22 protein-coding genes and 1 pseudogene are annotated in these 24,736 nt (G+C 73.2%); 9 read left to right on the top strand and 14 right to left on the bottom strand.

Features of this window, described 5'->3' with window-relative positions; translation table 11 throughout:
• Positions 1-103 precede the first annotated feature (103 nt).
• Positions 104-793 (top strand): copper homeostasis protein CutC, encoded by a 690-nt coding sequence (locus ACLF6P_RS21745; RefSeq protein WP_415952310.1) that lies wholly within the window; start codon positions 104-106, stop codon positions 791-793.
• A gap of 18 nt (positions 794-811) precedes the next feature.
• Here the strand turns inward: ACLF6P_RS21745 and ACLF6P_RS21740 are convergent, their stop codons facing one another.
• Together ACLF6P_RS21740 and ACLF6P_RS21735 are read right to left on the bottom strand one after the other, a co-directional pair.
• The gene (locus tag ACLF6P_RS21740) at positions 812-1,225 is read right to left on the bottom strand and encodes a PIN domain-containing protein (protein ID WP_415952309.1); all 414 of its coding nucleotides are present in this window, start codon (positions 1,223-1,225) and stop codon (positions 812-814) included.
• Positions 1,222-1,443, bottom strand: coding sequence for a type II toxin-antitoxin system VapB family antitoxin (locus ACLF6P_RS21735; protein WP_415952308.1), 222 nt, complete (start codon positions 1,441-1,443; stop codon positions 1,222-1,224). The genes ACLF6P_RS21740 and ACLF6P_RS21735 overlap by 4 nt, the downstream gene beginning before the upstream one ends.
• Before the next feature lie 140 nt (positions 1,444-1,583).
• On the opposite strand from ACLF6P_RS21735, the gene ACLF6P_RS21730 reads away from it, so the two are divergent.
• Positions 1,584-3,230: a DNA repair helicase XPB gene (locus tag ACLF6P_RS21730; RefSeq protein ID WP_415952307.1), complete on the top strand. Its 1,647-nt coding sequence runs from the start codon at positions 1,584-1,586 to the stop codon at positions 3,228-3,230.
• A 13-nt stretch (positions 3,231-3,243) separates the two neighbouring features.
• Here the strand turns inward: ACLF6P_RS21730 and ACLF6P_RS21725 are convergent.
• Positions 3,244-3,561, bottom strand: a pseudogene (locus ACLF6P_RS21725) (helix-turn-helix transcriptional regulator); the annotation flags it as partial.
• Between the two features lie 154 nt (positions 3,562-3,715).
• On the opposite strand from ACLF6P_RS21725, the gene ACLF6P_RS21720 reads away from it, so the two are divergent.
• Entirely contained in the window at positions 3,716-4,384 is a 669-nt protein-coding gene (locus tag ACLF6P_RS21720) for a flavin reductase family protein (protein ID WP_415952306.1), read from the top strand.
• Here the strand turns inward: ACLF6P_RS21720 and ACLF6P_RS21715 are convergent.
• A complete protein-coding gene (locus tag ACLF6P_RS21715) occupies positions 4,362-4,559 on the bottom strand; it encodes a hypothetical protein (RefSeq protein WP_415952305.1) in 198 nt (65 codons plus the stop codon). The two genes, ACLF6P_RS21720 and ACLF6P_RS21715, sit on opposite strands and share 23 nt — an antisense overlap.
• A 411-nt stretch (positions 4,560-4,970) precedes the next feature.
• Here ACLF6P_RS21715 and ACLF6P_RS21710 point away from each other — a divergent pair, with 411 nt between their 5' ends.
• On the top strand, positions 4,971-7,118 hold the full coding sequence (locus ACLF6P_RS21710; protein WP_415952304.1) for a HelD family protein: 2,148 nt from the start codon (positions 4,971-4,973) through the stop codon (positions 7,116-7,118).
• A gap of 36 nt (positions 7,119-7,154) precedes the next feature.
• Here ACLF6P_RS21710 and ACLF6P_RS21705 read toward each other — a convergent pair whose 3' ends face one another.
• Entirely contained in the window at positions 7,155-8,342 is a 1,188-nt protein-coding gene (locus tag ACLF6P_RS21705) for a hypothetical protein (protein WP_415952303.1), read from the bottom strand.
• A gap of 158 nt (positions 8,343-8,500) precedes the next feature.
• Here ACLF6P_RS21705 and ACLF6P_RS21700 point away from each other — a divergent pair, with 158 nt between their 5' ends.
• Entirely contained in the window at positions 8,501-10,936 is a 2,436-nt protein-coding gene (locus ACLF6P_RS21700) for a helicase-associated domain-containing protein (protein WP_415952302.1), read from the top strand.
• 227 nt (positions 10,937-11,163) lie between these two features.
• On the opposite strand, the gene ACLF6P_RS21695 is transcribed toward ACLF6P_RS21700, so the two are convergent.
• The 3 genes from ACLF6P_RS21695 to ACLF6P_RS21685 form a co-directional block, all read right to left on the bottom strand.
• Positions 11,164-11,970, bottom strand: a complete 807-nt coding sequence (locus ACLF6P_RS21695) for an ABC transporter ATP-binding protein (protein WP_415952328.1) — start codon at positions 11,968-11,970, stop codon at positions 11,164-11,166.
• Positions 11,971-12,079: 109 nt separating this feature from the next.
• Positions 12,080-13,153 carry a FecCD family ABC transporter permease gene (locus ACLF6P_RS21690; RefSeq protein ID WP_415952301.1) on the bottom strand — a complete coding sequence of 358 codons (1,074 nt, stop codon included), beginning with the start codon at positions 13,151-13,153 and terminating at the stop codon, positions 12,080-12,082.
• 11 nt (positions 13,154-13,164) lie between these two features.
• Positions 13,165-14,199 carry a FecCD family ABC transporter permease gene (locus tag ACLF6P_RS21685; RefSeq protein WP_415952300.1) on the bottom strand — a complete coding sequence of 345 codons (1,035 nt, stop codon included), beginning with the start codon at positions 14,197-14,199 and terminating at the stop codon, positions 13,165-13,167.
• Positions 14,200-14,438: 239 nt separating this feature from the next.
• Here ACLF6P_RS21685 and ACLF6P_RS21680 point away from each other — a divergent pair, with 239 nt between their 5' ends.
• Positions 14,439-15,062, top strand: a complete 624-nt coding sequence (locus ACLF6P_RS21680; protein ID WP_415952327.1) for an HAD family hydrolase — start codon at positions 14,439-14,441, stop codon at positions 15,060-15,062.
• 28 nt (positions 15,063-15,090) lie between these two features.
• On the opposite strand, the gene ACLF6P_RS21675 is transcribed toward ACLF6P_RS21680, so the two are convergent.
• On the bottom strand, positions 15,091-15,333 hold the full coding sequence (locus ACLF6P_RS21675) for a hypothetical protein (protein WP_415952299.1): 243 nt from the start codon (positions 15,331-15,333) through the stop codon (positions 15,091-15,093).
• A 172-nt stretch (positions 15,334-15,505) separates the two neighbouring features.
• Here ACLF6P_RS21675 and ACLF6P_RS21670 point away from each other — a divergent pair, with 172 nt between their 5' ends.
• Positions 15,506-15,889 (top strand): cold-shock protein, encoded by a 384-nt coding sequence (locus ACLF6P_RS21670; protein ID WP_415952298.1) that lies wholly within the window; start codon positions 15,506-15,508, stop codon positions 15,887-15,889.
• A 58-nt stretch (positions 15,890-15,947) separates the two neighbouring features.
• On the opposite strand, the gene ACLF6P_RS21665 is transcribed toward ACLF6P_RS21670, so the two are convergent.
• The 4 genes from ACLF6P_RS21665 to ACLF6P_RS21650 all read right to left on the bottom strand — a co-directional run bounded on the left by ACLF6P_RS21665 (position 15,948) and on the right by ACLF6P_RS21650 (position 19,537).
• Positions 15,948-16,841, bottom strand: coding sequence for a 1,4-dihydroxy-6-naphthoate synthase (locus ACLF6P_RS21665; protein WP_415952297.1), 894 nt, complete (start codon positions 16,839-16,841; stop codon positions 15,948-15,950).
• Positions 16,834-17,484, bottom strand: coding sequence for a futalosine hydrolase (locus ACLF6P_RS21660; protein WP_415952296.1), 651 nt, complete (start codon positions 17,482-17,484; stop codon positions 16,834-16,836). Before ACLF6P_RS21660 ends, ACLF6P_RS21665 begins: the two co-directional genes overlap by 8 nt.
• A 4-nt stretch (positions 17,485-17,488) precedes the next feature.
• Positions 17,489-18,052, bottom strand: coding sequence for a DUF2771 domain-containing protein (locus tag ACLF6P_RS21655; RefSeq protein WP_415952295.1), 564 nt, complete (start codon positions 18,050-18,052; stop codon positions 17,489-17,491).
• Positions 18,053-18,172: 120 nt separating this feature from the next.
• A complete protein-coding gene (locus ACLF6P_RS21650; RefSeq protein WP_415952294.1) occupies positions 18,173-19,537 on the bottom strand; it encodes an MFS transporter in 1,365 nt (454 codons plus the stop codon).
• 345 nt (positions 19,538-19,882) lie between these two features.
• Here ACLF6P_RS21650 and ACLF6P_RS21645 point away from each other — a divergent pair, with 345 nt between their 5' ends.
• Positions 19,883-20,806 (top strand): DUF3027 domain-containing protein, encoded by a 924-nt coding sequence (locus tag ACLF6P_RS21645; RefSeq protein WP_415952293.1) that lies wholly within the window; start codon positions 19,883-19,885, stop codon positions 20,804-20,806.
• Positions 20,807-21,042: 236 nt separating this feature from the next.
• Entirely contained in the window at positions 21,043-24,312 is a 3,270-nt protein-coding gene (locus tag ACLF6P_RS21640) for a sacsin N-terminal ATP-binding-like domain-containing protein (protein WP_415952292.1), read from the top strand.
• 140 nt (positions 24,313-24,452) lie between these two features.
• Here ACLF6P_RS21640 and ACLF6P_RS21635 read toward each other — a convergent pair whose 3' ends face one another.
• Entirely contained in the window at positions 24,453-24,698 is a 246-nt protein-coding gene (locus ACLF6P_RS21635; protein ID WP_415952291.1) for a type II toxin-antitoxin system Phd/YefM family antitoxin, read from the bottom strand.
• Positions 24,699-24,736 lie beyond the last annotated feature (38 nt).

The raw sequence follows: 24,736 nt of genomic DNA, 5'->3' as shown, positions 1-24,736 counted from the left end.
CGACTCCCCGGCGGGCGGATCACCGCGTAGGATTGGACTAGACCAGCGAAGGTGCTGGAACCGGTTGATGCGCGATCAACGGTGATCCGTGAGGAGTGGGCCCATGACGAAGCGTGCAGTCCTTGAGGTGATCGCCCTCGGGCCCGAGGACGCGGTCGCCGCGCAGGCGGGCGGCGCGGACCGGCTCGAACTCGTCACCGACATGGCGGCCGACGGGCTCACGCCGAGCGTGGCCACGTTCCGCGCCATCCGCTCCTGCGTCGACATCTCGCTGCGCGTGATGCTGCGCGCCGCGGACGGATTCGCCGCCGGGGACGTGGAGAGCCTGGTCCGCTCGGCGTACGAGCTGCGGGAGGCGGGCGCGGACGAGTTCGTGCTCGGCTTCCTCGACGAGACCGGCGCACCCGACATGCCGGCCGTGGAGGCCGTCGTCACCGCCCTCGACGGCGCCCGCTGGACCTTCCACCGTGCGATCGACCGCGCGGCGGACCGCGATGCCCTGCGCAAACAGCTCGCGGACCTGCCCGGCCTCGACACCTACCTCACGGCGGGCGCGGCCACCGGGGTCACCGACGGGCTCGCCATGCTCACGGCGGAGGCGCAGCGTTCCGGTGAGCCCGGTTACGAGCAGCGCATCCTCGTCGGCGGCGGGCTCGCCCTGCCGCACCTGGCACGCCTCAAGGCGGCGGGTATCGACGCCTTCCACATCGGCTCGGCCGCGCGGCCGGGCGGCTGGACCGGGCCGGTGTCGTCGACCGCCGTGGCCGAGTGGCGGGCGGCGGTCGACGCATAGGGCCTTCTGCCCGGCGGATCAGGGAGTCTGGTGGATGTTGCGTTCGCGCAGGTCGCGGGTCGTGCGGGCGGCGGTGGCGAAGTCGTTGTCGTCGTGCAGCACCACGAGGTGGTGATAGGCCGCCGTCGCCGAGATGACCAGGTCGAGCGCGGACAGTGCCTTGTGCTCGCCGATCCGGGCCAGCTTGTTCTGCGTGGCCTCGATCCACTGGGGCGCCGACTTGGGGACGGGCACGTCCGGGTAGAGCGAGGCGAACATCTCGGTCATGTCGTCGTAGTCCGCGCCACTGCGCGCCGACCTCCGGAACTCGGCGCGCTGCAGCCAGCAGGAACCGACGGATCCACCGGTGACGGCGGGCTGCCAGGCGACGTGCAGATCCTTGTTCCGCTGCAGGCGCCAGATCGCGGAGGAGTCGATGAGGTACTGGATCATTCGCTCCGCCCCTTCTCCGCGTCCCGCCGACGCTTCCAGCCCTCGTAGTCCCAGTGCTGGGCCCGCTCGGCGTAGTACTCGTAGGCGGCGATCCGCTTGTTCCGGTCGGCGACCTCCCGGATGGCCATGTTGACGGCCTCCTTCTTGGTCCTTATGCCGGTGACCCGCATCAGCTCTTCCAACGCGGCGTCGTCGATGTCGATGGTGGTCAGGCTCATGACGGCCCCTCCGTATATAGAACCAATGGAATCCATAAACAGATTACTGTGAACGTGATTCCCTGTCCGTTCCCCAACCAACCAGAGATCCTTCCCCCATGCGGCACACTGGAGGTTTGGCCCACCGGAAAGGGTGACGCGTGAACTCAGGCCCCCTGATCGTCCAGTCCGACAAGACGCTCCTGCTCGAAGTCGACCACGAGCGGGCCGACGCGTGCCGTCGCGCCATCGCCCCGTTCGCCGAACTGGAGCGGGCGCCCGAGCACATCCACACGTACCGCGTGACGCCGCTCGGCCTGTGGAACGCGCGGGCCGCGGGCCACGACGCCGAGCAGGTCGTCGACGCGCTCGTCGAGTACAGCCGGTATCCCGTGCCGCACGCCCTGCTCGTCGACATCGCCGAGACCATGGACCGCTACGGGCGCCTCACCCTCTCCAAGCACCCGGCGCACGGCCTCGTCCTGACCACCACGGACCGACCGGTCCTCGAAGAGGTCCTCAAGTCGAAGCGGATCGCGCCCCTCGTCGGCGCCCGCATCGACGCCGACACCGTCGCCGTGCACCCCTCCGAGCGCGGCCAGATCAAGCAGACCCTGCTCAAGCTGGGCTGGCCCGCCGAGGACCTCGCCGGCTACGTGGACGGCGAGGCGCACGCCATTGAGCTCGACGAGAGCGGCTGGGCGCTGCGCCCGTACCAGAAACAGGCCGTGGAGAACTTCTGGCACGGCGGGTCCGGTGTCGTCGTACTGCCCTGCGGTGCCGGAAAGACCCTGGTCGGCGCGGGCGCGATGGCGCAGGCCAAGGCCACCACGCTGATCCTCGTCACCAACACCGTCTCCGCCCGCCAGTGGAAGCACGAGCTCGTGAAGCGGACCTCGCTGACCGAGGACGAGATCGGCGAGTACAGCGGGACGAAGAAGGAGATCCGTCCCGTCACCATCGCCACGTACCAGGTCCTCACGACGAAGCGGAAGGGTATCTACCCGCACCTGGAGCTCTTCGACTCCCGCGACTGGGGCCTGATCCTCTACGACGAGGTGCATCTGCTGCCCGCGCCCGTCTTCAAGTTCACCGCCGATCTGCAGGCCCGGCGGCGGCTCGGCCTGACCGCCACGCTCGTACGCGAGGACGGCCGCGAATCCGACGTCTTCTCCCTCATCGGGCCGAAGCGGTTCGACGCTCCGTGGAAGGAGATCGAGGCGCAGGGCTACATCGCGCCCGCCGACTGCGTGGAGGTACGGGTCAACCTCACCGACTCGGAGCGGCTCGCCTACGCGACGGCGGAGACCGAGGAGAAGTACCGCTTCTGCGCCACCACCGCCACCAAGCGGAAGGTGACGGAGGCGATCGTGAAGAGGTTCGCCGGGCAGCAGATCCTCGTCATCGGGCAGTACATCGACCAGCTCGACGAGCTGGGGGAGCACCTGGACGCGCCCGTCATCAAGGGCGAGACGAGCAACGCCCAGCGCGAGAAGCTCTTCGACGCCTTCCGGGAAGGCGAGATCAACGTCCTCGTCGTCTCCAAGGTCGCCAACTTCTCCATCGACCTGCCGGAGGCGACCGTCGCCATCCAGGTCTCCGGCACCTTCGGGTCCAGGCAGGAGGAGGCCCAGCGCCTCGGCCGCGTCCTGCGGCCCAAGTCGGACGGACACCAGGCGCACTTCTACTCGGTTGTCGCCCGCGACACCATCGACCAGGACTTCGCGGCCCACCGCCAGCGCTTCCTGGCGGAACAGGGCTACGCCTACCGCATCGTCGACGCCGACGACCTCCTCAAGGAGGTCTGACCTCCGCCCGGGCTCAGGCGGCTGCCCGCACCCCGCGCCGGTAGCCGCCCGGCGCCATCCCGTACGCGCGCTTGAACGCCTTGGCGAACGCGTACTCCGAGCCGTACCCCGTACGCGCCGCCACCGCCGAGAGCGTCTCCTCGGACTCCCGCAGCATCCGCGCCGCCGTCGTCATCCGCCAGCGCGTCAGATAGGCCATCGGCGGCTCACCGACCAGCTCGGTGAAGCGGCGCGCGAACGCCGCCCGGGACAGCCCCGCCCGCCCGGCCAGCTCCTGCACCGTCCAGGCACGCCCCGGATCGCCGTGCATCGCGCTGAGCGCGGGCGCGACGGTCTGAACCGCAGAAAGATGTCCCAGCGTCCACCCCGCAAGGCGAGGTCCGATTGCCGCCAGCCCGGCCCGTCCGCCCCGGGCAGAGTCGTCGACGGCCTGTGCGAGCGATCGCGCGTCCGGCCGACCGGCATCCTGCGAAAGGCGAACAACCATGCATGTGGTTCCCGGGCTCAAGGTCCTCTACTTCGGGACCCCGGTGGTGTTGATCAGCTCACGCAACGAGGACGGCACCGCGAACCTCGCGCCGATGTCCTCCGCGTGGTGGCTCGGGCAGTCCTGCATGCTCGGTCTCGGCAACAGCGGCCGGACGACCGCGAACCTGCTGCGCGAGGGCGAATGCGTGCTCAACCTGCCGTCCTCCGCGATGGTCGACGCCGTCGACCGGCTCGCGCTCACCACCGGCAGGCCGGACGTGCCGGAGCGCAAGGTGCAGCAGGGCTACCGGTACGAACCGGACAAGTTCTCGGCCGCGGGACTGACCGAGCAGGCCTCGGAGCTGGTCCGGGTGCCCCGGGTCGCGGAGTGCCCCGTCCAACTGGAATGCCGGGTCGTCTCCTCCCATCCCTTCGGCGCGCCCACACCTCATGCCACCGCTCATGCCACCGCCTTCCAGGTCGAGGTGCTTCGCGCCCATGTCGAGCAGGAGCTGGTCATCCCGGGGACGCGGCATGTGGACCCGCTCGGCTGGGATCCGCTCATCATGAAATTCTGCGAGTTCTTCGGCGGCGGAGAGAACATCCACCCGTCGAGACTCGCCGAGGGCTGGGACATGCCGCACGCCTTCCACGGCCCGCCTTCTATGGCCCGCGGTGGCGCGTGACGCCGGCTTCCTTCTCGTAGTCGCCGAGTATGACCACGTCCACCGCCGCGCCGGCGAAGACCTTGACGGCGCGGAGGGCGCGTACGAGGCGAGGGGTGTGGCGGGTGTCGGTGGCGGTCGCTCCGGCGGGGGTCCGGGAGTGGACGGGGGCTGGGGTGAAGGTTGCGCTGCTCATGTATCCAAGAATGCGCCGATCACCCCATATCGGACATCGGCCTGGGGGTGGATTCCGACCCTCATACCGATAGGGGAGGCCATCCACCTTTCGGCAGAGAGGCCGCCGGGAGCCGAGGCCACGGGACGGGTGAGGCCACGGGACGGGTGAGGCCACGGGACGGGCGAGGTCACAGGACGGGTGAGGCCACAGAACGGGCGAGGTCGCCCGCGGAAAGCCGAGGTCACGGAAATGCGTTGGCCCCGCCACCACCCCGTGACCTAAGCTTCCCCGTCTGCCCGGCCCCCGGAAGATCCCCTCGGCGATCCCCGGACGGGCCGCCTCCCCGCCTCCGCCGCACCCCGCGGAGTGCCGCCACCCGGCCGGAAACCGGGGGCCACCGCTGGAACCGCCCTGGTTGGAGGCTTCGCTGTGCCCGCGCCCGTACCCGAACCCGAACCCGCGCCCGTACCCGAACCCGCGCCCGAGCCCGAGCCCGCGCCCGCTCCCGAACCCGAGCAAGGCGATCTGCTGGCCCGCGAGCGCGCCCATCTCGCCGCCTCCCGCGCCGCCCTGCGCGCGATGCGCGAGGACGCCGAGGGCCTCGACATCAGCGATGTCACCGCGAACTGGGTGAACGCCGCAGTCCTGCAGCATCAGATCGACGAACGCATCAAGGCCCTCGCCGACCTCGCCCACACCCCGCTCTTCTTCGGCCGCCTCAGTTATCTGCACACCGTTGGCGCCGAGCAGGCGGAGGGTGCCCCCGGGGACCAGTTCTACATCGGCCGCCGCCACGTCCACGACGCCGACGGCGACCCGATGGTGATCGACTGGCGTGCCCCCGTCTCGCAGCCCTTCTACCAGGCCTCCAAGCAGCAGCCGATGGACGTCGCGCTGCGCAGACGGTTCGGCTACACGGGCGGCGAGATCACCGCGTACGAGGACGAACACCTCTCCGACCCCACCGAGGCGGCGCGCAGCAGCAAGCTGCTGCAGCAGGAGATCGAGCGGCCGCGCGTCGGCCCGATGCGCGACATCGTGGCCACGATCCAGCCCGAGCAGGACGAGATCGTCCGCAGCGGGCTCGGCGGCACGGTGTGTGTGCAGGGCGGGCCCGGCACCGGCAAGACGGCCGTCGGCCTGCACCGGGTCGCGTACCTCCTGTACGCGCACCGCGAGCGCCTCGCCCGCACCGGCACCCTCGTGATCGGCCCGAACAAATCCTTCCTCCACTACATCGAGCAGGTCCTGCCCGCCCTCGGCGAGCTGGAGGTGCAGCAGGCGACCGTGGACGATCTCGTCGCGCATGTGGAGGTCCGCGGCACGGACGCCGCCGCCACCGCCCTGGTGAAGGGCGACGCCCGGATGGCCGAGGTGCTGCGACGGGCCGTCCGCTCCCATGTCACACCGCCCACCGATGCGCTCATGGTGGTCCGCGGCTCGCGGCGCTGGCGGATCCCGTCCTGCGAACTCGCCGAGATCGTCGAGGAGTTGCTGGCCCGCGACATCCGCTACGGAGCCGCCCGCGAGGCGCTGCCGCAGCGGATCGCGCACGCCGTCCTCGTACGGATGGAGCAGGCCGGGGAGGCGCCGGACGACCGCGTACAGGACTCCGTCGCGCGCAATGCCGCCGTGAAGGCGGCGGTCAAGGCCATCTGGCCGCCGGTCGACCCGGCGAAGCTGGTGCTGCGGCTGCTCTCGGATGCCGACTTCCTCGCCGAGCACGCGGAAGGGGTCCTGGACGCGGAGGAACAGAAGGCGATCCTGTGGGCGAAGCCCGCGCGTTCGGTCAGGGCGGCCAAGTGGTCGGCCGCCGACGCGGTGCTGATCGACGAGGCCTCGGACCTTGTGGCCCGTACGCACTCGCTCGGCCATGTCGTCCTCGACGAGGCGCAGGACCTGTCCCCGATGCAGTACCGGGCCGTCGGCCGCCGCTGCACCACCGGCTCGGCGACCGTCCTCGGCGACCTGGCGCAGGGCACCACCCCGTGGGCGACGCGGAGTTGGGACGAGGCGCTCACGCATCTGGGCAAGCGGGAAGCGGTGATCGAGGAACTGACGGCGGGCTTCCGCGTCCCGCGCGAGGTCATTGCCTACGCCTCACGCCTCCTGCCGTCGATCGCCCCCGGTCTCGCGGAGGTCTCCTCCGTGCGGGAGTCGCCGGGCTCCCTGTCGGTACGTGCCTCGTCCTCGGCGGACGGGAGCAGAGACGCGGACGTGGTGGCCGCCTGCGTGGAGTCATTGCGGCACGAGGGCTCGATCGGCCTGATCGCGGCGGACGCGCGGATTCCCGTACTGGCGGCGGCACTTGAGGAAGCGGGCCTCGGACACCTGGGCCCCGGCGAGGAGACCACGCCCGACACCCGCCTCACCCTCGTCCCCGCCTCCCTGGCCAAGGGCCTGGAGTACGACTACGTGGTCCTCGACGAGCCCTCCGCCGTCGTCGACGGCGAACCGGACGAACGCACAGGCCTGCGCCGCCTGTACGTGGCACTGACCCGAGCGGTCTCGGGCCTGATCGTGGTGCACGGCGCACCGCTGCCGAAGGCACTGGGCGCGGGATCCGCCGGTCGGTGAGGAGTCCGGCCGTGCGCCCGTGTGCGGGCGTGGAATTTACTCCTTGGGGTTGCGCTGCGAGCGCCACACCAGGAACAACGCGGACGCGAGTGCCGCGCCGCGCAGGACCCAGGGCCACGTCTCGGCGACCGCCGCCTTCATCGCGCCCTCCGCGACCGGCTCGCCCCAGCGTTCCTCGACCCGGCCCCACAGCCACACCGCCCCGGTGGCCACCGCGAGCCCCGGCACCCACAGGACCGCGAGCTTCGCCTCGTTGCGGCTCAGGCGGCGTGAGGCGTATGCGATGCCCCAGCCAGCGACCAGCGGGACGGGGTGGCCCATCACCACTCCCGCCACGAGCAGCGCGGCGGCGAGCAGGAGCAGCGGGTTGGTCAGGCTCAGGGAGCGTTCGGCGGGGGCGCGGCGCAGGCGTGGGAAGCGGCGCTTGCGTGCTTCGGGCTCCTCGTCGAGCCCGTCCGCGACGTCGGAGTCCCCGGAGTCCTCGGCGCCGTCCGCCCTTGCCTTCGTGTTCGGCCGCGCGGCGCGCTCGTCCTCCGGTTCGTCCGCCGGTGGTTTCAGTATGTCGGGGATCTCGATCCCGCCCACGAACCCGGGCACGGCATCCGCCGCCCCCACACCGCTCGCGCCCCCGAAGGGGTTCGCGTCCACCCGCCACCAGTCCGGTTCCAAGCCGCCCCCCTTGCTCGGGCCGAGCTCGTCCTCCCCTGCGAGGTGTGGGGGAGAGGCCGCGGTCGACGGCGGTACGACGCTCTCCTCGGGGCTACGCGGACGGGGCAGCGTCCGCCGCAGCCCGGCCCCGAACCCACGCCCGGCCCCGAACCCACGCCCGGCCCCGAACCCACGCCCGGCCCCGGAACCGGCCCCGGAACCGGCGCCGGAACCGGCCTCGGCCCCTGCCCCGGACCCGTCGTCCGCCCCGGCTCCGCGCCCGAACAGCCGCCCCCCGCCCCGCTGCCCCGGCACGTCCACATCGGGCGGCAGATCGAGCTCCCGGCCCGCCTCCGCCTGTGTCACCAGCTGCTCCGGCGTCCCGAGCCGCGTGAGGAGTCGCCGTACGGAAGCCGGGCTCTCCGCGTCGGCCGCCCGCGCCCGCCGTTGCTCGATCTCCGTCCGCAACTCGGTGACCAGCCGCATCCGTGCGGAGGAGGGCAGCTGCCGCTGCTGGGCCAGGTCGCCGACCCGGCTCAGATAGTCGAAGACGAGCTGATCGCTCTCGATGGCCACCGGACCCCCTGCACACGTACATGTACCGCCACTCGCGGAACCGGCTCGTCCACGCCCGGCCAAGTCCCCTCCGGACAGGCCCGTTTGCCTCAGCCCGGCGCTCCGACGGTACCGCGAGCCCCGGGAAGCTGTCGGTCGCAGCGGCTAACGTGGGTCGGATGACGACCGAGAGCACCGCCGGAGGCACCCCGCGGACGCTTGCCGAGGAGCTGCGGCGGCGTGCTGACGATTCACTCGCCGCCCTGCTGCGGGCGCGCGCCGATCTGCTCAACCCGGTGCCGGGCGATCTGACACAGCTCGCGACCCGTGCCGGCACCCGCGCCTCGGTGGTCCGTGCCCTCGAACGCCTCGACACCTTCGCCCTGCAGACCGCCGAGGCGCTCGCCGTCGCCCCCGACCCCGCCACGTACGGGCAGCTCGAAGCGCTCCTCGCGGGCGACGGCGAGCACGATCCGGACATCGCGGCCGCCCTGCCCACCGCGCTCGCGACCCTGCGCGAACAGGCCCTGGTCTGGGGCGCGGACGACCGCCTGCGCCTGGTGCGCACGGCCCGCGAACTGCTCGCGCCGAGCCCCGGCCACCCCTCGCCGACCGGCCTCGGCCCCACCGTCGCCGAGACCGTCTCCGGCATGTCACCGGGCCGCGTGCAGCAGCTGCTCGAAGGCGCCGGGCTCGCGCCCACGCACGATGCGGTCTCGGCGGTCGCCGCGCTCACGGAACTCTTCCAGGACCGTACGAGGATGAGCGCCCTCCTCGACGAGGCACCCGCCGACGCCTTCGAGGTACTGGGACGGCTCACCTGGGGACCGCCCTACGGGCAGGTCACCGCCCAGCCCGCCCCGCACGTGCGCTGGCTCCTCGACCGCGGCCTGCTCCTGCCCACCGCACCGGGCACCGTCGTCCTGCCGCGCGAGGCCGCCCTGCACCTGCGCGGCGGCCGCGCCCACCGCGCACCGAGCCCGCTGCCCCCGCCGGTCGAGGCGACCGCCACCCACAGCGGCCGCGTCGTCGACGCGACGGCGGCCGGGCAGGCGTACACCGCGCTCGCCACCGTCGAGGAACTCCTCAAGGACTGGGACGAGGGCGGCCCCATGGTCCTGCGGGCGGGCGGCCTGAGCGTGCGCGACCTCAAACGGACCGCGGTCGCCCTCGACGTCTCCGAACCCGTCGCCGCCTTCTGGATCGAACTCGCCCACGCGGCAGGCCTGGTGGCCTCCGACGGAGAGACCGACGAACGCTACGCCGCCACCCCCGCGTACGACGACTGGCTGGAACAGCCCGCCGCCGAACGCTGGCGGCTGATCGCCACGGCCTGGCTGGCCGCGACCCGCACCCCCGGCGTGGCGGGCTCCCGCGACACCAAGGACCGGGGCCTGTCCGTCCTCGGCCCGCACCTCGACCGCTCGGCCGCGCCCGAGGTCCGCCGCCGCGTCCTCGGTCTGCTCGCCGCCCTCCCCGAAGGCGGCGCGCCCGCCCCCACGGCCGTCCTCGAACGGCTCCGCTGGGAACGGCCGCTGCGCGCCGCCGCCGCCGGCGGACCGGACGACCTGCGGGCGCGCCTCGCGCAATGGACGCTCAACGAGGCCGAGTTGCTGGGCGTCACCGGGCGCGGCGCGCTGTCCTCGCACGGGCGGGCGCTCCTCGCCGGGGACGACGCACTCGTGGTCTCCACTCTGGCGCCGCTGCTCCCCGAACCGCTCGACCACGTCCTGCTCCAGGCCGACCTGACCGCCGTGGCCCCCGGCCCGCTCCAGCGGCCGCTCGCCGAGATGCTGAGCGTGCTCGCCGACGTGGAGTCCAAGGGCGGTGCGACGGTCTACCGCTTCACGGCCGGTTCCGTACGCCGCGCCCTCGACGCCGGGAAGTCCGCCTCCGACCTGCAGGCCTTCCTCGCCGCGCACAGCCGTACGCCGGTGCCGCAGCCGCTGTCGTACCTGATCGACGACGTGGCGCGCAGGCACGGACATCTGCGGATCGGGGCGGCCTCGGCGTATGTGCGCTGCGACGACGAATCCGTGCTCGGCGAGATCATGGCCGACAAGCGGGCGCAGGGGCTGCGGCTGCGGCGGCTCGCCCCCACGGTGCTCGCCGCGCAGGCGGATCCGGGGGCGCTGCTCGACGGGCTGCGTGCGATGGGGTTCGCGCCCGCGGCGGAGACGGCGGAGGGGGATGTGCTGATCACCCGGGCGCTGTCCCACCGGACGCCTCCGCGTACGGCGCCCGAGCCCGTGCCCGAAGGGCCGCGTGCGCCCGATGCGAAGCTGCTCGCGGCGGCGGTGCGGGCTATCAGGGCCGGTGACCTGGCGTCCACGGCGCCGCGGAAGCCGGCGCCCGCGGCTTCGGCGGCCGGGGCGGCTGGGGAGCTGCCGCGGACGACGGCGGCGGAGACGCTCGCCACGATGCAGGCGGCGGTGCTGACCGGGGATGCGCTGTGGATCGGGTACGTCAACGCGGAGGGCGCGGCGAGTCAGCGGGTGATCGCGCCGATCCGGGTCGAGGGCGGGTTCGTCACGGGCTTCGACCACACGGCGGATGAGGTGCGCACGTATCCGCTCCACCGGATCACGGGGGTGGCGGAGCTGGCCGACGAGTAAGGCCAGGGGCCAGCCCCTCTCTCCCCCACCCAGCTGTGGGCAGTCGTGCCGCCCCTCCCTTCCCTCCCCAGTTGTGGGCCGGTCGCGCCCGCGGCAACCCACCCACTACCTAGCTGTGGGCAGTCGTGCCGCAGGGCGGCACGGGTGGGCACAGCGGCACTCCGGCGGGAGCCAAGCCTTCGCCACGACCTCAGCCGCCCCCAGTTGGCGGCACCACCACAGCGAGGTCAGGCGGACGTCCAAGGCGCCCCCGGCACCACCAGCGGTGACCCCGTCACGGGGTCGGGGACCACCACGCAGTCGAGGCCGAAGACCTCGCGTACGAGATCCGCCGTCACCACCTCGGCCGGTGGCCCGGAGGCCACCACCTCACCGGCCTTCATCGCCACCAGATGGTCCGCATACCGCGCCGCCTGATTCAGGTCGTGCAGCACGACCACCACCGTGCGCCCCTTGTCATGATTCAGCTGCCGCACCAGATCAAGCACCTCGACCTGATGCGAGATGTCCAGATACGTCGTCGGCTCGTCGAGCAGCAGCAGCCCCGTCTCCTGCGCGAGCGCCATCGCGATCCACACCCGCTGCCGCTGTCCGCCGGACAGCTCGTCCACGGACCGTTCGGCGAGGTCGGCGACATCGGTGCGCTCCATCGCCTCCGCGACCGCCCGCTCGTCCGCCTCGGACCACTGCTGCCACCAGCTCTGATGCGGCTGGCGCCCGCGCGAGACAAGGTCGGCGACCGTGATCGCCTCGGGCGCGACGGGCGTCTGCGGGAGCAGACCGATCTGCTGCGCGATCCGCTTCGTGGGCAGTTTGGCCAGCTCGGTCCCGTCGAGCAGCACCGAACCCGACCTGGGCTTGAGAAGCCGCCCGAGCGCCCGCAGCGTCGTCGACTTCCCGCAGGCGTTCGGCCCGACGATCATCGTGACCTTCCCGTCGGGGACGGCGAGGTCGAGCGCGGGGACGACCGTACGGTCCTCGTAGGCGAGGGTGAGCGCCCGCGTGCTGAGGCGGGCGGTGGGCACGGCGGTCACGGCGGTCACAGCGGCCACAGCGGTCACGGCGGACGCCTCGGTCGCCTTGGTCGCCTTGGTCACCTCGGTCACGAGCTTCCTCCGACGGTCACAACAGGTTCTCGGAGGCTCACGCGCTTCCTCCGACGGTACGGCTGCGGATGATCAGCCAGATCAGATACGGCGCACCCACCGCGGCCGTGAGAACGCCGACCGGCAGTTCGGTGGGCGAGAACAGCCGCCGGGCGAGCAGGTCGGCGAGCACGACGATCACCGCGCCGGTCAGCGCGCTGGACACCAGCGGAAGCTGCGCGGTCCGGGTCAGCCGCCGCGCGATCTGCGGCGCGAGCAGCGCCACGAAGTCCACCGGCCCGGCCGCCCCGGTCGCCATGGCCGCGAGCACCACACCGAGGGCGACGAGCCCGAGCCGTACGCGCCCCAGCCGCACCCCCAGCGCGGTCGCCGTGTCGTCGTCGAGGGAGACCGTGCGCTGGGCCCGCGCGGCCCAGGCGACGGCGGGCACGAGCACGAGCAGTACGGGGGCGAGCACCTCGGCCTCGGGCCAGCCCCGCCCGTTCAGCGAGCCCGTCATCCAGATCTGCGCCTGCTGGGCGACGAGATAGTCGCCCTTCGTCATGAACAGCGTGGTGACCGAGCGCAGCGCGATCGCGAAGCCGATGCCGATGAGGACGAAGCGGGTGGCGTGCAGCCCGCCCCGCCACGCGAAGAGGTACACGAGCGCGGCGGCGAGCAGCCCGCCCCCGACCGACAGATACGGCAGCACGCCGTACGAGGTGACGCCGAGCGTCATCGCGGCCACGGTGAGCGCGCTCGCGCCCTGGCTGATGCCGATGACGTCGGGGCTGGCGAGCGGGTTGCGGGCCACGGTCTGGATCAGCGCACCCGCCACGCCGAAGGCGAGCCCGACCAGGAGCCCGACGACGAGCCGCGGCAGCCGCAGCTCCCCGACGACCAGCTCGTGCGGCGAGGGCTGCCCGAGCACCACCCGCACCACTTCGCCGGGGGCCACGAAGGACTCGCCGACACAGAGGTACGCGATGCAGGCGGCCACGAGCAGCAACGCCAGCGCCGAGGCCACGGCCACGGAACGCCGGTGCACGAGCAGCGCCGCCGGGCCCGCACGCAGCACGCCGTAGCCGGCGGGCCGTACGGCAGCCCTGCGTACGGAGTCCACGTCTCCCACGGACACCCCCTTCACGCCGCCACCGCCTTCCGCCGCACCAGCGTCACCAGGAACGGCACCCCGATCAGCGCGGTCATCACACCCGCGGGCACCTCCGAGGGCGGGAAGACCACCCGGCCGACCACATCCGAGACGAGCAGCATCACGGGCCCGATCAGCGCGGCCATCGGCAGCACCCAGCGGTGGTCCGAGCCCACCAGCGCCCGTGCGATATGCGGTACCGCGAGCCCGATGAACGCGATCGGCCCGGCCGCCGCGACCCCGACCCCGGTGAGCACGGTCGCGCCGAGCCCGCCCACGATCCGTACCAGCGCGACCCGCTGCCCGAGCCCCTTGGCGACGTCCTCGCCGAGCGCGAGCGCGTCGAGCCCGCGGGCCACGACGAGCACCAGACCCACCCCGATCAGCAGGAACGGCCAGACCTGGCCGACCACGTCGGAGCCGCGCCCGGAGATCGCCCCGACCTGCCAGAACCGGAACTCGTCGAGCGCGGAGGCCTTCGTCGTCAGGACCGCCATCGTCACCGAGACGAGCAGCGCGTTGATCGCCGCGCCGCCGAGCGCAAGCTTCACCGGCGTGGCACCGCCGCGTCCACCGGAAGCGATCGCGTACACCGCGACCGAGGCGATCCCGGCGCCCGCGAAGGCGAACCAGACGTAGCCGGAGAGCGTGTGGACCCCCGCGAAGGCGATGGCGAGCACGACGGCGACCGAGGCGCCCTGGCTGATCCCGAGGATGCCGGGGTCCGCGATCGGATTGCGGGTGATGCCCTGCAGGGCGGTTCCGGCGATCGCGAGCGCGGCGCCGACCATCAGGCCGATCATCGTCCGCGGCACCCGCAGTTCGCGTACGACGAGGGCCGCGTCGCTGTGGCCGCCGTTGAGCAGCGCGTCGAGCACCGCGGAGGGCGCGATCGGGCGGGCGCCGACGGCGAGCGAGAGGAGGACGGCGAGGAGCAGCGCGAGGGCGGCGGCTCCGGTCAGCACGAGACGTCTGACCGCGTGCGGGCGGTGCGCCTGTTCGGCGGGGGCGGCGGCGGTCGGCATCAGGGTCTTTTCGTACTGGGGTGAGGGTGACCTAAGTCGCCAAGTGTAGAACCCGGACCGGCCCGGGGACCGACCGCCCGCCCGGTGACAATGGCTGCATGACCTCGCATACGCGCCCCGCCCTGCGGACCGACGGCCCCGCCCCGCAGACCGGCGACGGCCCCGACCGGCAGACCGACGGCCCCGCATCCGTGAGCACCGGCGGCTCCGTGCCCCTGACCGTCGGCTTCGACCTCGACATGACGCTGATCGACTCCCGGCCCGGGATCAGGGCCTGCTACGAGGCGCTCTCCGCCGCCACGGGCACGCACATCGACGCCGCCCTCGCCGTCACGCGGCTCGGCCCGCCACTGGAGTGGGAGCTCGCGCACTGGTTCCCCGAGGCCGAGATACCGGCGATGGTCCGGCACTACCGTGAGATCTACCCCACATACGCCATCACCCCGAGCCCCGCGCTGCCCGGCGCCCGCGAGGCGATCGCGGCGGTCCGCGCGGCCGGCGGGCGGGCGATCGTCGTCACCGCCAAGAACGAGCCGCACGCCAGGCGCCACCTCGACCACCTCGGCATCGAGCCCGACGCGGTGATCGGCCGGCTCTGGGCGGAGGCGAAGGCGGAGGCCCTGCGCGCGTACGACGCCGCCGTCTACGTGGGCGACCACCTCGGCGACGTACGCGGCGCCCGTACCGCCGGCGCCCGCTCGGTGGCCGTGCCGACCGGCCCCTGCTCGGCCGACGAACTCCGCGCGGAGGGCGCGGACGTGGTCCTCGCCGACCTCACCGAGTTCCCGCCCTGGCTCGCCTCGTACGCGAAAGAAGCCGCCTCCGCCGCCGACGGGACCTACTCGACGGCCGCCCGCGCCTGACGCCCGCCCGTCGCCCGACCGCCACCCCTCAACGACGCCCCTGCGGGGCGGCCTCCGCCCTCTGCACGGCGATCGACTTCAGGACACCCGCCCCGGCGACCGCGAAGCCGACACCCATGAGCATGCAGACCGCATACGCGACGGGCGGGAAGGGATCCGTGCCGAGGAACAGCGGGGCCACCGTGACCAGGGTGGCCACGGTCCCGACGAGGAAGATGATCGCGCCGATACGTACGAGCCGGTCGCCGGGCCCGGAAGGTGTGTTGCTCACGCGACCAGGGTAGTTCCCTGCCGACAGAGGGCGTCGGGCGCAGCGGAAAAGCAGGCTTGTCAGGGGCGCCCGGACCAATAGTCTTGGTGTCGGCGGGTCCGAATCGGCCCGCTGCAGTGCTATCCGGAGCCGTTTCGGTGCACGAGCGGCCAGTACGAGGACGAGGACGGACATGCCGACGGGCAAGGTCAAGTGGTTCAACTCCGAGAAGGGCTTCGGCTTTCTCTCCCGCGATGACGGCGGCGACGTCTTCGTCCACTCATCCGTGCTGCCCGCAGGCGTAGACGCGCTGAAGCCGGGGCAGCGCGTGGAGTTCGGCGTGGTCGCGGGACAGCGCGGTGACCAGGCCCTTTCCGTGACCCTGCTCGATCCGGCGCCTTCCGTGGCCGCGGCACAGCGCCGCAAGCCCGATGAGCTCGCCTCGATCGTGCAGGATCTGACGACCCTCCTGGAGAACGTCACACAGCAGCTGGAGCGCGGCCGCTACCCCGACAAGGCGCACGGCGCGAAGATCGCCGGCATGCTGCGGGCGGTCGCGGACCAGCTGGACGTGTAGTCACAGCAACGAGCGGTTGGTCACGTCACCCGCGGCTGGTCACATCACCCGCGGTTGGTCACATCACCCGCAGCGCATCGCGGCCGAGGGGCGGTACGAGTCCCTCGGCCGCGGCGCGCGTGAGCAGTCCGCGGACCGCCGCGAAGCCGGCCTCGCCGAGGTCGGCGGTGAACTCGTTGACGTAGAGCCCGATGTGCTGCTCGGCGACCGCCGGATCCATCTCCTGCGCATGCGCCAGCACATACGCGCGCGAGGCCTCCGGATCGTCCCAGGCCATCCGTACGGAGGTGCGTGCCGCCTCCGCCAGCGCCCGCAGACGCTCCTCGCCCAGCGAGCGCTTCGCGATGATCGCGCCGAGCGGGATCGGCAGCCCGGTGGTCCGCTCCCAGTGCACGCCCATGTCGGCGAGGCAGTGCAGGCCGAAGTCCTGGTACGTGAAGCGCGCCTCGTGGATGACGAGCCCGGCGTCGACCCGGCCGTCGCGTACGGCGGGCATGATCTCGTGGAAGGGCAGGACGACGATCTCGCCCACCCCGTCCGGCAGCGTGTCCGCGGCCCACAGCCGGAAGAGCAGATACGCGGTGGACTTCTCGCTCGGCACGGCGACCGTCCGGCCCGTGAGGTCCGTGCCGGGCTCGCGCGTGAGCACGAGCGGCCCGCAGCCACGCCCGAGCGCGCCGCCGCAGGGCAGGAGCGCGTACGCGTCGAGAACGTACGGCAGCACCGCGTACGAGACCTTCAGGATCTCCGGGGCCTCGGGACCCCCGCGCTCGGCCAGACCGTTGGTGATGTCGATGTCCGCGAAGGTGACGTCGATCGGGGGAGCGCCCTCGACCAGGCCGTGCGCCCAGGCGTGGAAGACGAAGGTGTCGTTGGGGCAGGGCGAGTAGGCGAACCGCAGAGGCTGCTCGGCGGTCGCGGGCAGGGGCTGCCCGGCTGTGGGCTCAGTCATGTGCGTTCCAACCCTCCAGCACGGGCGCCGCCTTCCCGAAGCCTTCGGTGAGTGCCGCGAGCGCCTCGCCGATCCGCCAGGCGGACCGGTCGCGCGGGCCCACGGCGTTGGAGACGGCGCGGATCTCCACGGCGACAGCGCCCTGCGCGGCGGCGGCCTCGGCGACCCCGAAACCCTCCATCGCCTCGATCAGCGCCCCGGGATGGCGCGCCGCGAGCTCCCCGGCACGGGCCGCGGACCCGGTGACCGTGGAGACGGTGAGCAAGGGGCCGGTGCGGGCGCCGGTCGCGGCCGCCAGCTCCCGTACGAGGGCGGCGGGCGGCTCGTGGCGTACGGTGCCGAAACCCAGCTCGGTGACGGGCACGAAACCCTCAGGGGTCTCGGCGCCCAGATCGGCCGCCACGATCACCTCGGAGACGGCGAGCGAGCCGACCGGTGCGGCGGGCGCGAAGCCGCCGCCGATACCGGCCGAGACGACCAGCCCGTAGGGCCGTCCGCCGAGTGCGGCGGCGGTCAGCGCACGGGCGGTGGCGGCCGCGGCGGCCGCCGGGCCGACGCCGGCGGCGAGTGTGTCCAGGCCGGGAGCACCGGCGGAGACGGCATCCGCCTCCGCCGGCACGGCGGTCACGACCAGGACGCGCATCGGCTCAGTTGTCCTGCGCTTCGGAGTCGTCCTGCGTGTCGGACTCCTTCTCCGCGTCGGTGTTGTTCACCCGGAAGGACCACACCTCGGTGTAGTTCCCGTCCTTGCCCCGCAAGACGCTGACGAGCTTGGACTCGGGGGCGCCGCCCTGGCCGCCGGTGGCGAAGATGTCCGCGTGCGGGAAACTCACATACGTCTTGTTCGTCGCGTCGATGATCGGCTGGCGGTCGAGCAGGACCACCCACTTGTTGCCGTCCTCGACGACCTCCGGCTCGACACCCACGCGCAGGGTCTCGCCCGAGGAGTAGTCCACCGACTTCACGGACTCGTCTTCCATGCAGGCCTGGATTTCGTCCCGATCGAGCGATTCCTTCTTGATCTTGCCCTTCTCGTCCTTCTCGACCTTCAGTTTGCAGACGGCCTCGCTGGAGACCGAGCTGGTGCCGACGGTCACCGTGGCGAGAGCGGTCGGCTTCTCACAGGCGGACAGCACGAGAAGGCCGGCGGAGACGACGCCAAGCGTGGCCGCGGCGCGGCGGCCCTTGGCGGAGATGCGCAGGGAGGTCATGGCCGAAGGCTATCGGGAGGTCCGGGGCGTACGGCCAGGTGGGTACGGCGTGGCGGTGCGCACACCACCCGCGCGGCACGGCTCACCCCACGTCACCGGCCCCGTACGGGATGCTCCTCCTCAGGCCGCGTGCGGGCGGGCGTGCCCGTGGCGGGCCGCGGTGATCAGACCCCGCAGCGTCAGCACCCAGGCCGACGCGACGATGAACGCGGCCACCGCGAAGCCCAGCGTCCCGTGCAGCGGCAGCACGATCCCGATGGCGCCGCCCACCACCCAGGACATCTGCAGCAGTGTCTCGGAGCGCGCGAAGGCGGAGTTGCGCACCCGCTCGGGCACATCGCGCTGGATCAGCGCGTCGAGCGCCAGCTTGGCGAGCGCCTGCGAGGCACCCGCGACCGCGCCCAGCGCGGCGACGAGCAGCGCGCCGAAGAAGACCGCCGCGGTGATCGTGACCCCGGTCGCCACGGCAAGCACCGTCACGATGATCAGCTCGGGTGCCCGGCCGCGCAGCGCCGCACCCACCGCCGTACCGAGCGCGTTGCCGATCCCGGCCGCGACCGCGACCATCGCGAGCGAGACGGCGGCGCTCTGCCCCGGGAAGGGGTCCTCGCGCAGCAGGAACGCCAGGAAGAAGATCAGGAAGCCGCTCAGCGCCCGCACCCCCGCGTTCGCCGCGAGCGCGTGCGTGACCGCAGGACCCACGGTCCGCAGGCCCGGCTTGCGGTGCTCGCGGTGCAGATGCTGCTCGTCGGCCGCGAGCAGCGCCCGGTCCTCGCCCTTCGCCGAGTCGACCTTGTGCGGCAGCGTGAAGGCCAGGAACATGCCGACGACGAACAGCGTGAACGCCGCGTACAGCGGCAGCCGCGGCCCCAGCTGGTGCAGCCCCGCGCCGACCGGCGCCGCGATCCCGGTCGCGAGCAGCCCGCCGAGCGTCACCCGCGAGTTCGCCTTCACCAGCGAGAACCCCTTCGGCAGCAGCCGCGGCACCACCGCGCTCCTGACCACCCCGTACGCCTTCGAGGCCACGAGCACCCCGAGCGCCGCCGGATACAGCTGCAGACTCCCGGTGACCACCGCGCCCGCGAGCAGCAGCGCGAGCAGCGCCCTGGCCAGCATCGCCGCGGCCATCGCCGCGCGGCGGCCGTGCGGCAGCCGGTCGAGCAGTGGGCCGACCACCGGGGCGAGCAGCGTGAACGGGGCCATCGTGATCGCCAGATAGAGCGCCACCCGGCCGCGTGCCTCGTCCGTAGGCACGGAGAAAAACACCGTGGAGGCGAGGGCGACGGTGACGAGCATGTCGCCGGCGCTGTTCACGGCGTGCAGCTCGATGAGCTTGTTCAGCCCCGTCTCGCCCGCGCCGTGCGCGCTGGTGACCCGGCGGATCCCGCGCCCCGCCTTGCCGAAGGGCACGGTCAGCGCGCGGCCGACGGCCCGGCCCGCCCTGCGCACCGCGTCCGCCGACGTACGTGAACCCGACGTCGTCACCCCGACATAGTGCCCCAACGCGCCCGGAGCGCACCCCTTCGCGAGGCCCGCGTCAGCGGTTCGTACGAGGACCGGCGCCCGCGCGGAGGCGGCCGCTTCGCAAGGACGTGTCCTCGCCGGGTGGACGCCATGTGGGCCTACGCCGCCGGAAGGGGTAGCGTGCGTAGCGCGCCTGCGGCGGTTGGTCTTGGCCGCGCGCCTCTTCGCGATCCCGCAGAATGGATTGTGTAGGTGCGCCCTGGATCGACCGGGCGCGGACGTCGACGCGGCCCTCAGGTCCGCTCCGTCCGCCCCGTCGCCGGGACCGGCGCACCCGTGACACGGCGTAGGAGAGAAGCGATACCTGTGAGCGCAGCGACAACGCGAAGCCGCACCCCCGACCGCCTGTGCGCCGAGGCGGTCGGCCTCGCCCGGGAGGCGGCGGAGGAAGCGGCGTACCCCGGCGTCGTGGGAGAGCACGTCTCCGCCGTCGCCGAAGGCGACCGGGTCGTCACCCACTTCTTCGAGTGCAAGGAACCCGGCTACCGGGGCTGGCGCTGGGCCGTGACCGTCGCCCGCGCCTCCCGAGCCAAGTACGTCACCCTCAGCGAGACCGTGCTGCTGCCCGGCACGGACGCGCTGCTCGCCCCGGAGTGGGTGCCGTGGAGCGAGCGTCTGCGCCCCGGCGACATGGGCCCCGGCGACCTGCTCCCCACCGAATCCGACGACCTGCGCCTGGAGGCCGGCTTCTCCGGCGAGGACACCCCGCCGCCGAACTCGGCGCTCTCCGAGGACATGGCCGGCCTCGCCGAGGCCGAGGACGCCGAGGTCACCGAGGTCGCGCCCGCCGCACTGCCCGTGCCCTCCCGAGGTTCGATCAGCTCCGTCGCCGAGGAACTCGGCATGCGGCGCGCCCGCGTCCTCTCCCGCTACGGACTGCACGTCGCCGCCGACCGCTGGGACGAGGGCTTCGGCGCGAAGACCCCCATGGCGCAGGCCGCCCCGGCCAACTGCAGCTCCTGCGGCTTCCTCGTCCCGCTCGGCGGCTCCCTCGGCCAGGCCTTCGGCGTCTGCGCCAACGAGTTCGGGCCCGCCGACGGCCACGTCGTCTCCCTCTCGTACGGCTGCGGCGGCCACTCGGAGGCCGCGGTCATGCCGAAGCCGCCCACCCCGGCGCCCCCGGTGATCGACGAGTTCAAGGTCGACACGCTGGCCCTTCGCCCGGACGCGGAATCGGGCTCGGTCTCGGTGACGGCGGCTTCCGGCTCGGAGGACCTGGGCCACTCCTGAGCCACGCTCCGGGAGACACTCCTGGGCCACGCTCCGGGAGACCGCTCCCGGGCCACGCTCCGGGAGACCGCTCCTGGGCCACGCTCCGGGTCGGCCACTGCCGGGCGACGCTCCGGGCCGGCCAGTGCCGGGCCACGCTCTGGGTCGGCCACTGTCGGGCCACGCTCCGGGGAGACCGCGTGTCCGCGGCAGCGGTACCGTCACTGCAGGCCAACCCAGTGAAAGGTGCCCGGACCGTGACGAGCGACCCGTTTGGATGTGTGCGGCTGCGGCGCGGGGTGCTGGAGGCCTGGGGTGCCTCCGCCGCCCGGTTCCGGGAGGATGCCAACGCCGAGGAGGATCTTGTCCTCGGCGGATACCGGGACCGGCTGATCGTCGAGCTGGCGCAGAACGCCGCCGACGCGGCGGGGCGCGGCGGCAGGCCCGGGCGGCTGCGGCTGACCCTCAAGGACGGGGTGCTTGCCGCGGCCAACACCGGGGCCCCGCTGGACGCACGCGGCGTCGAATCGCTGAGCACGCTCCGGGCGAGCGCCAAGCGGGACGAGACGACACAGGGTGCCGTGGGGCGGTTCGGCGTCGGGTTCGCGGCGGTGCTCGCCGTGTCCGACGAGCCTGCCGTGCTCGGGCGGACCGGCGGTGTGCGGTGGTCGCTCGGCGAGGCGCGCACGCTCACCGAGGAGGCCGCCCGGCAGCATCCCGAACTCGCCGACGAACTGCGCCGCCGCGAAGGACATGTGCCGCTGCTGCGGCTTCCGTTCCCGGCCGAAGGGCCCGCGCCCGCCTCGTACGACACCGTGGTGGTGCTGCCGCTGCGTGACGCGGCCGCGGTGGCGCTGGTCGAGCGGCTGCTCGATGCGGTCGATGCCTCGCTGCTGCTCACGCTGCCCGGGCTCGACGAGGTGGTGGTCGAGACGGCGGACGGGGTGCGGACGCTTCGGCGAGTGGTGGAGGCCCGTGGTTCCGCCGGATCGGCGGCCGGTGGTCCGGCGGCCGCTGGTGCGGAGGGTGCCGGTGGTCTTGTGCGGGTCGAGGACACCCGTGACGGCACGACCCGGTGGCGCACGCTGAGCAAGGACGGCCGGACCGGGAGCGACCTGCTCGCGGACCGGCCCGTGGAGGAGCGGCTGCGGCCGCACTGGTCCGTGACCTGGGCCGTTCCGGTCGACGTGGACGGCGCGCCCGAGTTCCCGCGCACCGCGCCCGTCGTGTACGCGCCGACGCCCAGCGATGAGCCGCTCGGGGTGCCCGCGCTGCTGATCGCCTCGTTCCCGCTGGACACGACACGGCGGCATGTCGCGCCGGGGCCGCTGACCGATTTCCTCGTGGGGCGGGCCGCCGCCGCGTACGCCGAGCTGCTCGGTGACTGGCGGCCCGTGTCCACCGGTCTGATCGACCTCGTGCCCGGGGCGCTGGGCAAGGGCGAACTCGACGGGGCGCTGCGGGCGGCGATCCTGGGGCTGCTGCCGCGGACGGCGTTCCTGCCGCCGGCGGCAGGGGCCCGTGGATCAGTGGGTGCCGTGGGTGCGGCGGCCATGGACACGGAAACGGATTCGGCCACGGCCACGGCCACGGACACGGCCGCGGCCGCGGCCGCCGAGGACACTCCGGTGGGCGCCGACGACGAACTCCCGGAGGCGCTGCGCCCCTTCGAGGCCGAGGTCATCGAGGGCGCCGGCGCCGAGACCGTACGGGTCCTCGCCGAGGTGCTTCCCACGCTGCTGCCCGCCGGGCTCGAACGGCGGGTCGAGCTGCGGACCCTCGGGGTCGCGCGGGTGCCGCTGCAGGACGCCGTCGACCGGCTCGCCGGGCTCGAACGGGACGCCGCGTGGTGGCACCGGCTGTACGAATCGCTGGCCGGCGTCGATCCCGACCGGCTGACCGGGCTCCCCGTGCCGCTCGCCGACGGGCGGACCACGATCGGACCCCGGCAGGTGCTGCTTCCTGCCCCCGGAACCCACTCCGACGCCGGCCAGCTGGCGCGCCTAGGCCTCAAGGTCACCCACCCCGATGCCGCGCACCCGCTTCTGGAGAAGCTCGGCGCGCTGCCCGCGACACCGCGTGCCGTGCTGCGTACGCCGCAGGTCAGGGCCGCGGTCGCCGCCTCGCTCGACGGCGGGCTCGGGGACGTGTGGGACGAGGACGAAGGCGCCCTGGACGCGGAGGAACTGGCGGAGGTCGTGCTCGGCCTCGCCCGCGATGCCGCTCTCGCGCCGGGCGACGAGCCGTGGCTGGGCGCGCTCGCGCTGACCGACGACGAGGGGGAGCTCGCGCCCGCGGGTGAACTGGTGCTGCCCGGGAGCGCGTTCGCCTCCGTGATCCGGCCCGGTGAACTGGGCGAGGTCGAGGCCGAACTCGCCGAGCGGTGGGGTGAGCAGCCGCTGGCCGCGTGCGGGGTGCTCGCGAACTTCGCGCTCGTCCGGGCCATGGACGTCGTGCTCGACCCGGACGAACTCGAGCCGCGCGACGCGGACTTCGCCGAGCCCGACGACGCCGGGCTGCTGGACGCGGTGGACGTGTGGTGCGAGGACCTGCTCGACGCGCTGCCGGAAGCGACGGTGCCGCCGGTCGCGACCGAGCTGGTCGCCGTACGGGATCTCGATCTCGTCGACGACGAGCGCTGGCCCGAGGCGCTCGCGCTGCTCGCCCAGCCGCCGCTCAGGGACGCGCTGACGCAGCGGGTGCGGATCCTGCTGCCCGACGGGACGGTGGAGACCGTACGGCCCTACACCGCGTGGTGGCTGCGGGGGCACCCGGTGCTCGACGGGCGGCGCCCGGCGGGGCTGCGGGCGGCCGGCGGCGATCCGCTGCTGCACGGGCTCTACGAGGCGGCGGACGCGGGCGGCTTCGAGGACGAGCAGGTGCTGCGGGCGCTCGGGGTACGGACATCCGTGGCCGCGCTGCTCGACGAGCCGGGCGGTGCGGCGGAGCTGCTCGACCGCCTCGCGGACCCCGCCCTGCCGGTGTCGGCGGCGCAATTGCATGGGCTGTACGGGGCGCTGGCCGGGCTCGACCCCGAGCAGGTGACGCTGCCGGACGAGGTGCGGGCCGTCGTGGACGGGACGGTGGAGGTCGTGGACGCGGCGGAGGCCGTGGTCGCGGACGCGCCGGATCTCCTGCCGTTCGCACAGGGGCGGGCGCTGCTGCCGGTGTCGCCCTCGCTGGCGGCGGAGCTGGCGGAGCTGTTCCAGGTGCGGTGCCTGAGCGCGGTGGTCACCGGGGCGGTCTCGGGCGAGGGCACGGACCGCGCGGTCCCGGACTCGGTCCGGACCCTCCTCGGCCCGTCCACGCCCTCCTCGTACCGCGAGTACGAGGAACTCCTCGTCGACGGCCGCGAGGTCGACTGGCACCGCTCGGCGGACGGCACCGTCCACGCGGCGACCTTCGAGGGCGTCGCGGCGGGCCTCGCCTGGTCCACGGGCCAGTGGCCCCGCCGCTTCGAGGTCGCGGCGCTCCTGGAGGACCCGTCCCGCACGGAGGAACTGGCCCGCGATCGGTGGTTCGACTGAGGCATCGGCTGTCCGGCTGCCGGCTGCTGGGTCCGCGCGTTCGGTTTCGTTGTGGGTCGGGGCCGGGGTGGGCCAGCCCTTCCGTGCGGGCTTGCGGCTACGGGCCGCCCAGCCCTTTCCTTACGCCTGTTCGCGGTTTGCTACTTCGCCGGTCCGCTGACTACTGGCCTGGCCCCCCGGTCCCGGGCCACGGCCTCCATCAGGCTTCTGGCGTTGGCGGGAGAACTCAGCAGGTACACCGTCTCCTGCCACGCGTCATAGTCCTGCGCGGACATGAGAACGGCGTCACCGTCGATGGAAGTGATGCGCACGGGTTCGTGGTCGGTGTTGACCCGCTCGATCAAGGGGAGCAGCGAGGCCGTGGCTTCGCCGGCACTGATGGACACGGTTGGCGCCTCCTGTTCGTACAGGCCAACGGTACGGC

The sequence above is a fragment of the Streptomyces lothianensis genome (assembly GCF_047779955.1).
In the GTDB taxonomy this organism is placed as follows: Bacteria; Actinomycetota; Actinomycetes; order Streptomycetales; family Streptomycetaceae; genus Streptomyces.
Note: the sequence above shows the minus strand (reverse complement) of the source record. Positions and strands in the feature narration are given on the sequence as shown.

Coding starts and splice junctions, on each gene's coding strand:
- ACLF6P_RS21745 (WP_415952310.1), top strand. CDS start 104: ATGACGAAGCGTGCAGTCCTTGAGGTGATCGCCCTCGGGCCCGAGGAC.
- ACLF6P_RS21740 (WP_415952309.1), bottom strand. CDS start 1,225: ATGATCCAGTACCTCATCGACTCCTCCGCGATCTGGCGCCTGCAGCGG.
- ACLF6P_RS21735 (WP_415952308.1), bottom strand. CDS start 1,443: ATGAGCCTGACCACCATCGACATCGACGACGCCGCGTTGGAAGAGCTG.
- ACLF6P_RS21720 (WP_415952306.1), top strand. CDS start 3,716: ATGCATGTGGTTCCCGGGCTCAAGGTCCTCTACTTCGGGACCCCGGTG.
- ACLF6P_RS21715 (WP_415952305.1), bottom strand. CDS start 4,559: ATGAGCAGCGCAACCTTCACCCCAGCCCCCGTCCACTCCCGGACCCCC.
- ACLF6P_RS21700 (WP_415952302.1), top strand. CDS start 8,501: ATGACGACCGAGAGCACCGCCGGAGGCACCCCGCGGACGCTTGCCGAG.
- ACLF6P_RS21685 (WP_415952300.1), bottom strand. CDS start 14,199: ATGCCGACCGCCGCCGCCCCCGCCGAACAGGCGCACCGCCCGCACGCG.
- ACLF6P_RS21680 (WP_415952327.1), top strand. CDS start 14,439: ATGACGCTGATCGACTCCCGGCCCGGGATCAGGGCCTGCTACGAGGCG.
- ACLF6P_RS21670 (WP_415952298.1), top strand. CDS start 15,506: ATGCCGACGGGCAAGGTCAAGTGGTTCAACTCCGAGAAGGGCTTCGGC.
- ACLF6P_RS21665 (WP_415952297.1), bottom strand. CDS start 16,841: ATGACTGAGCCCACAGCCGGGCAGCCCCTGCCCGCGACCGCCGAGCAG.
- ACLF6P_RS21660 (WP_415952296.1), bottom strand. CDS start 17,484: ATGCGCGTCCTGGTCGTGACCGCCGTGCCGGCGGAGGCGGATGCCGTC.
- ACLF6P_RS21655 (WP_415952295.1), bottom strand. CDS start 18,052: ATGACCTCCCTGCGCATCTCCGCCAAGGGCCGCCGCGCCGCGGCCACG.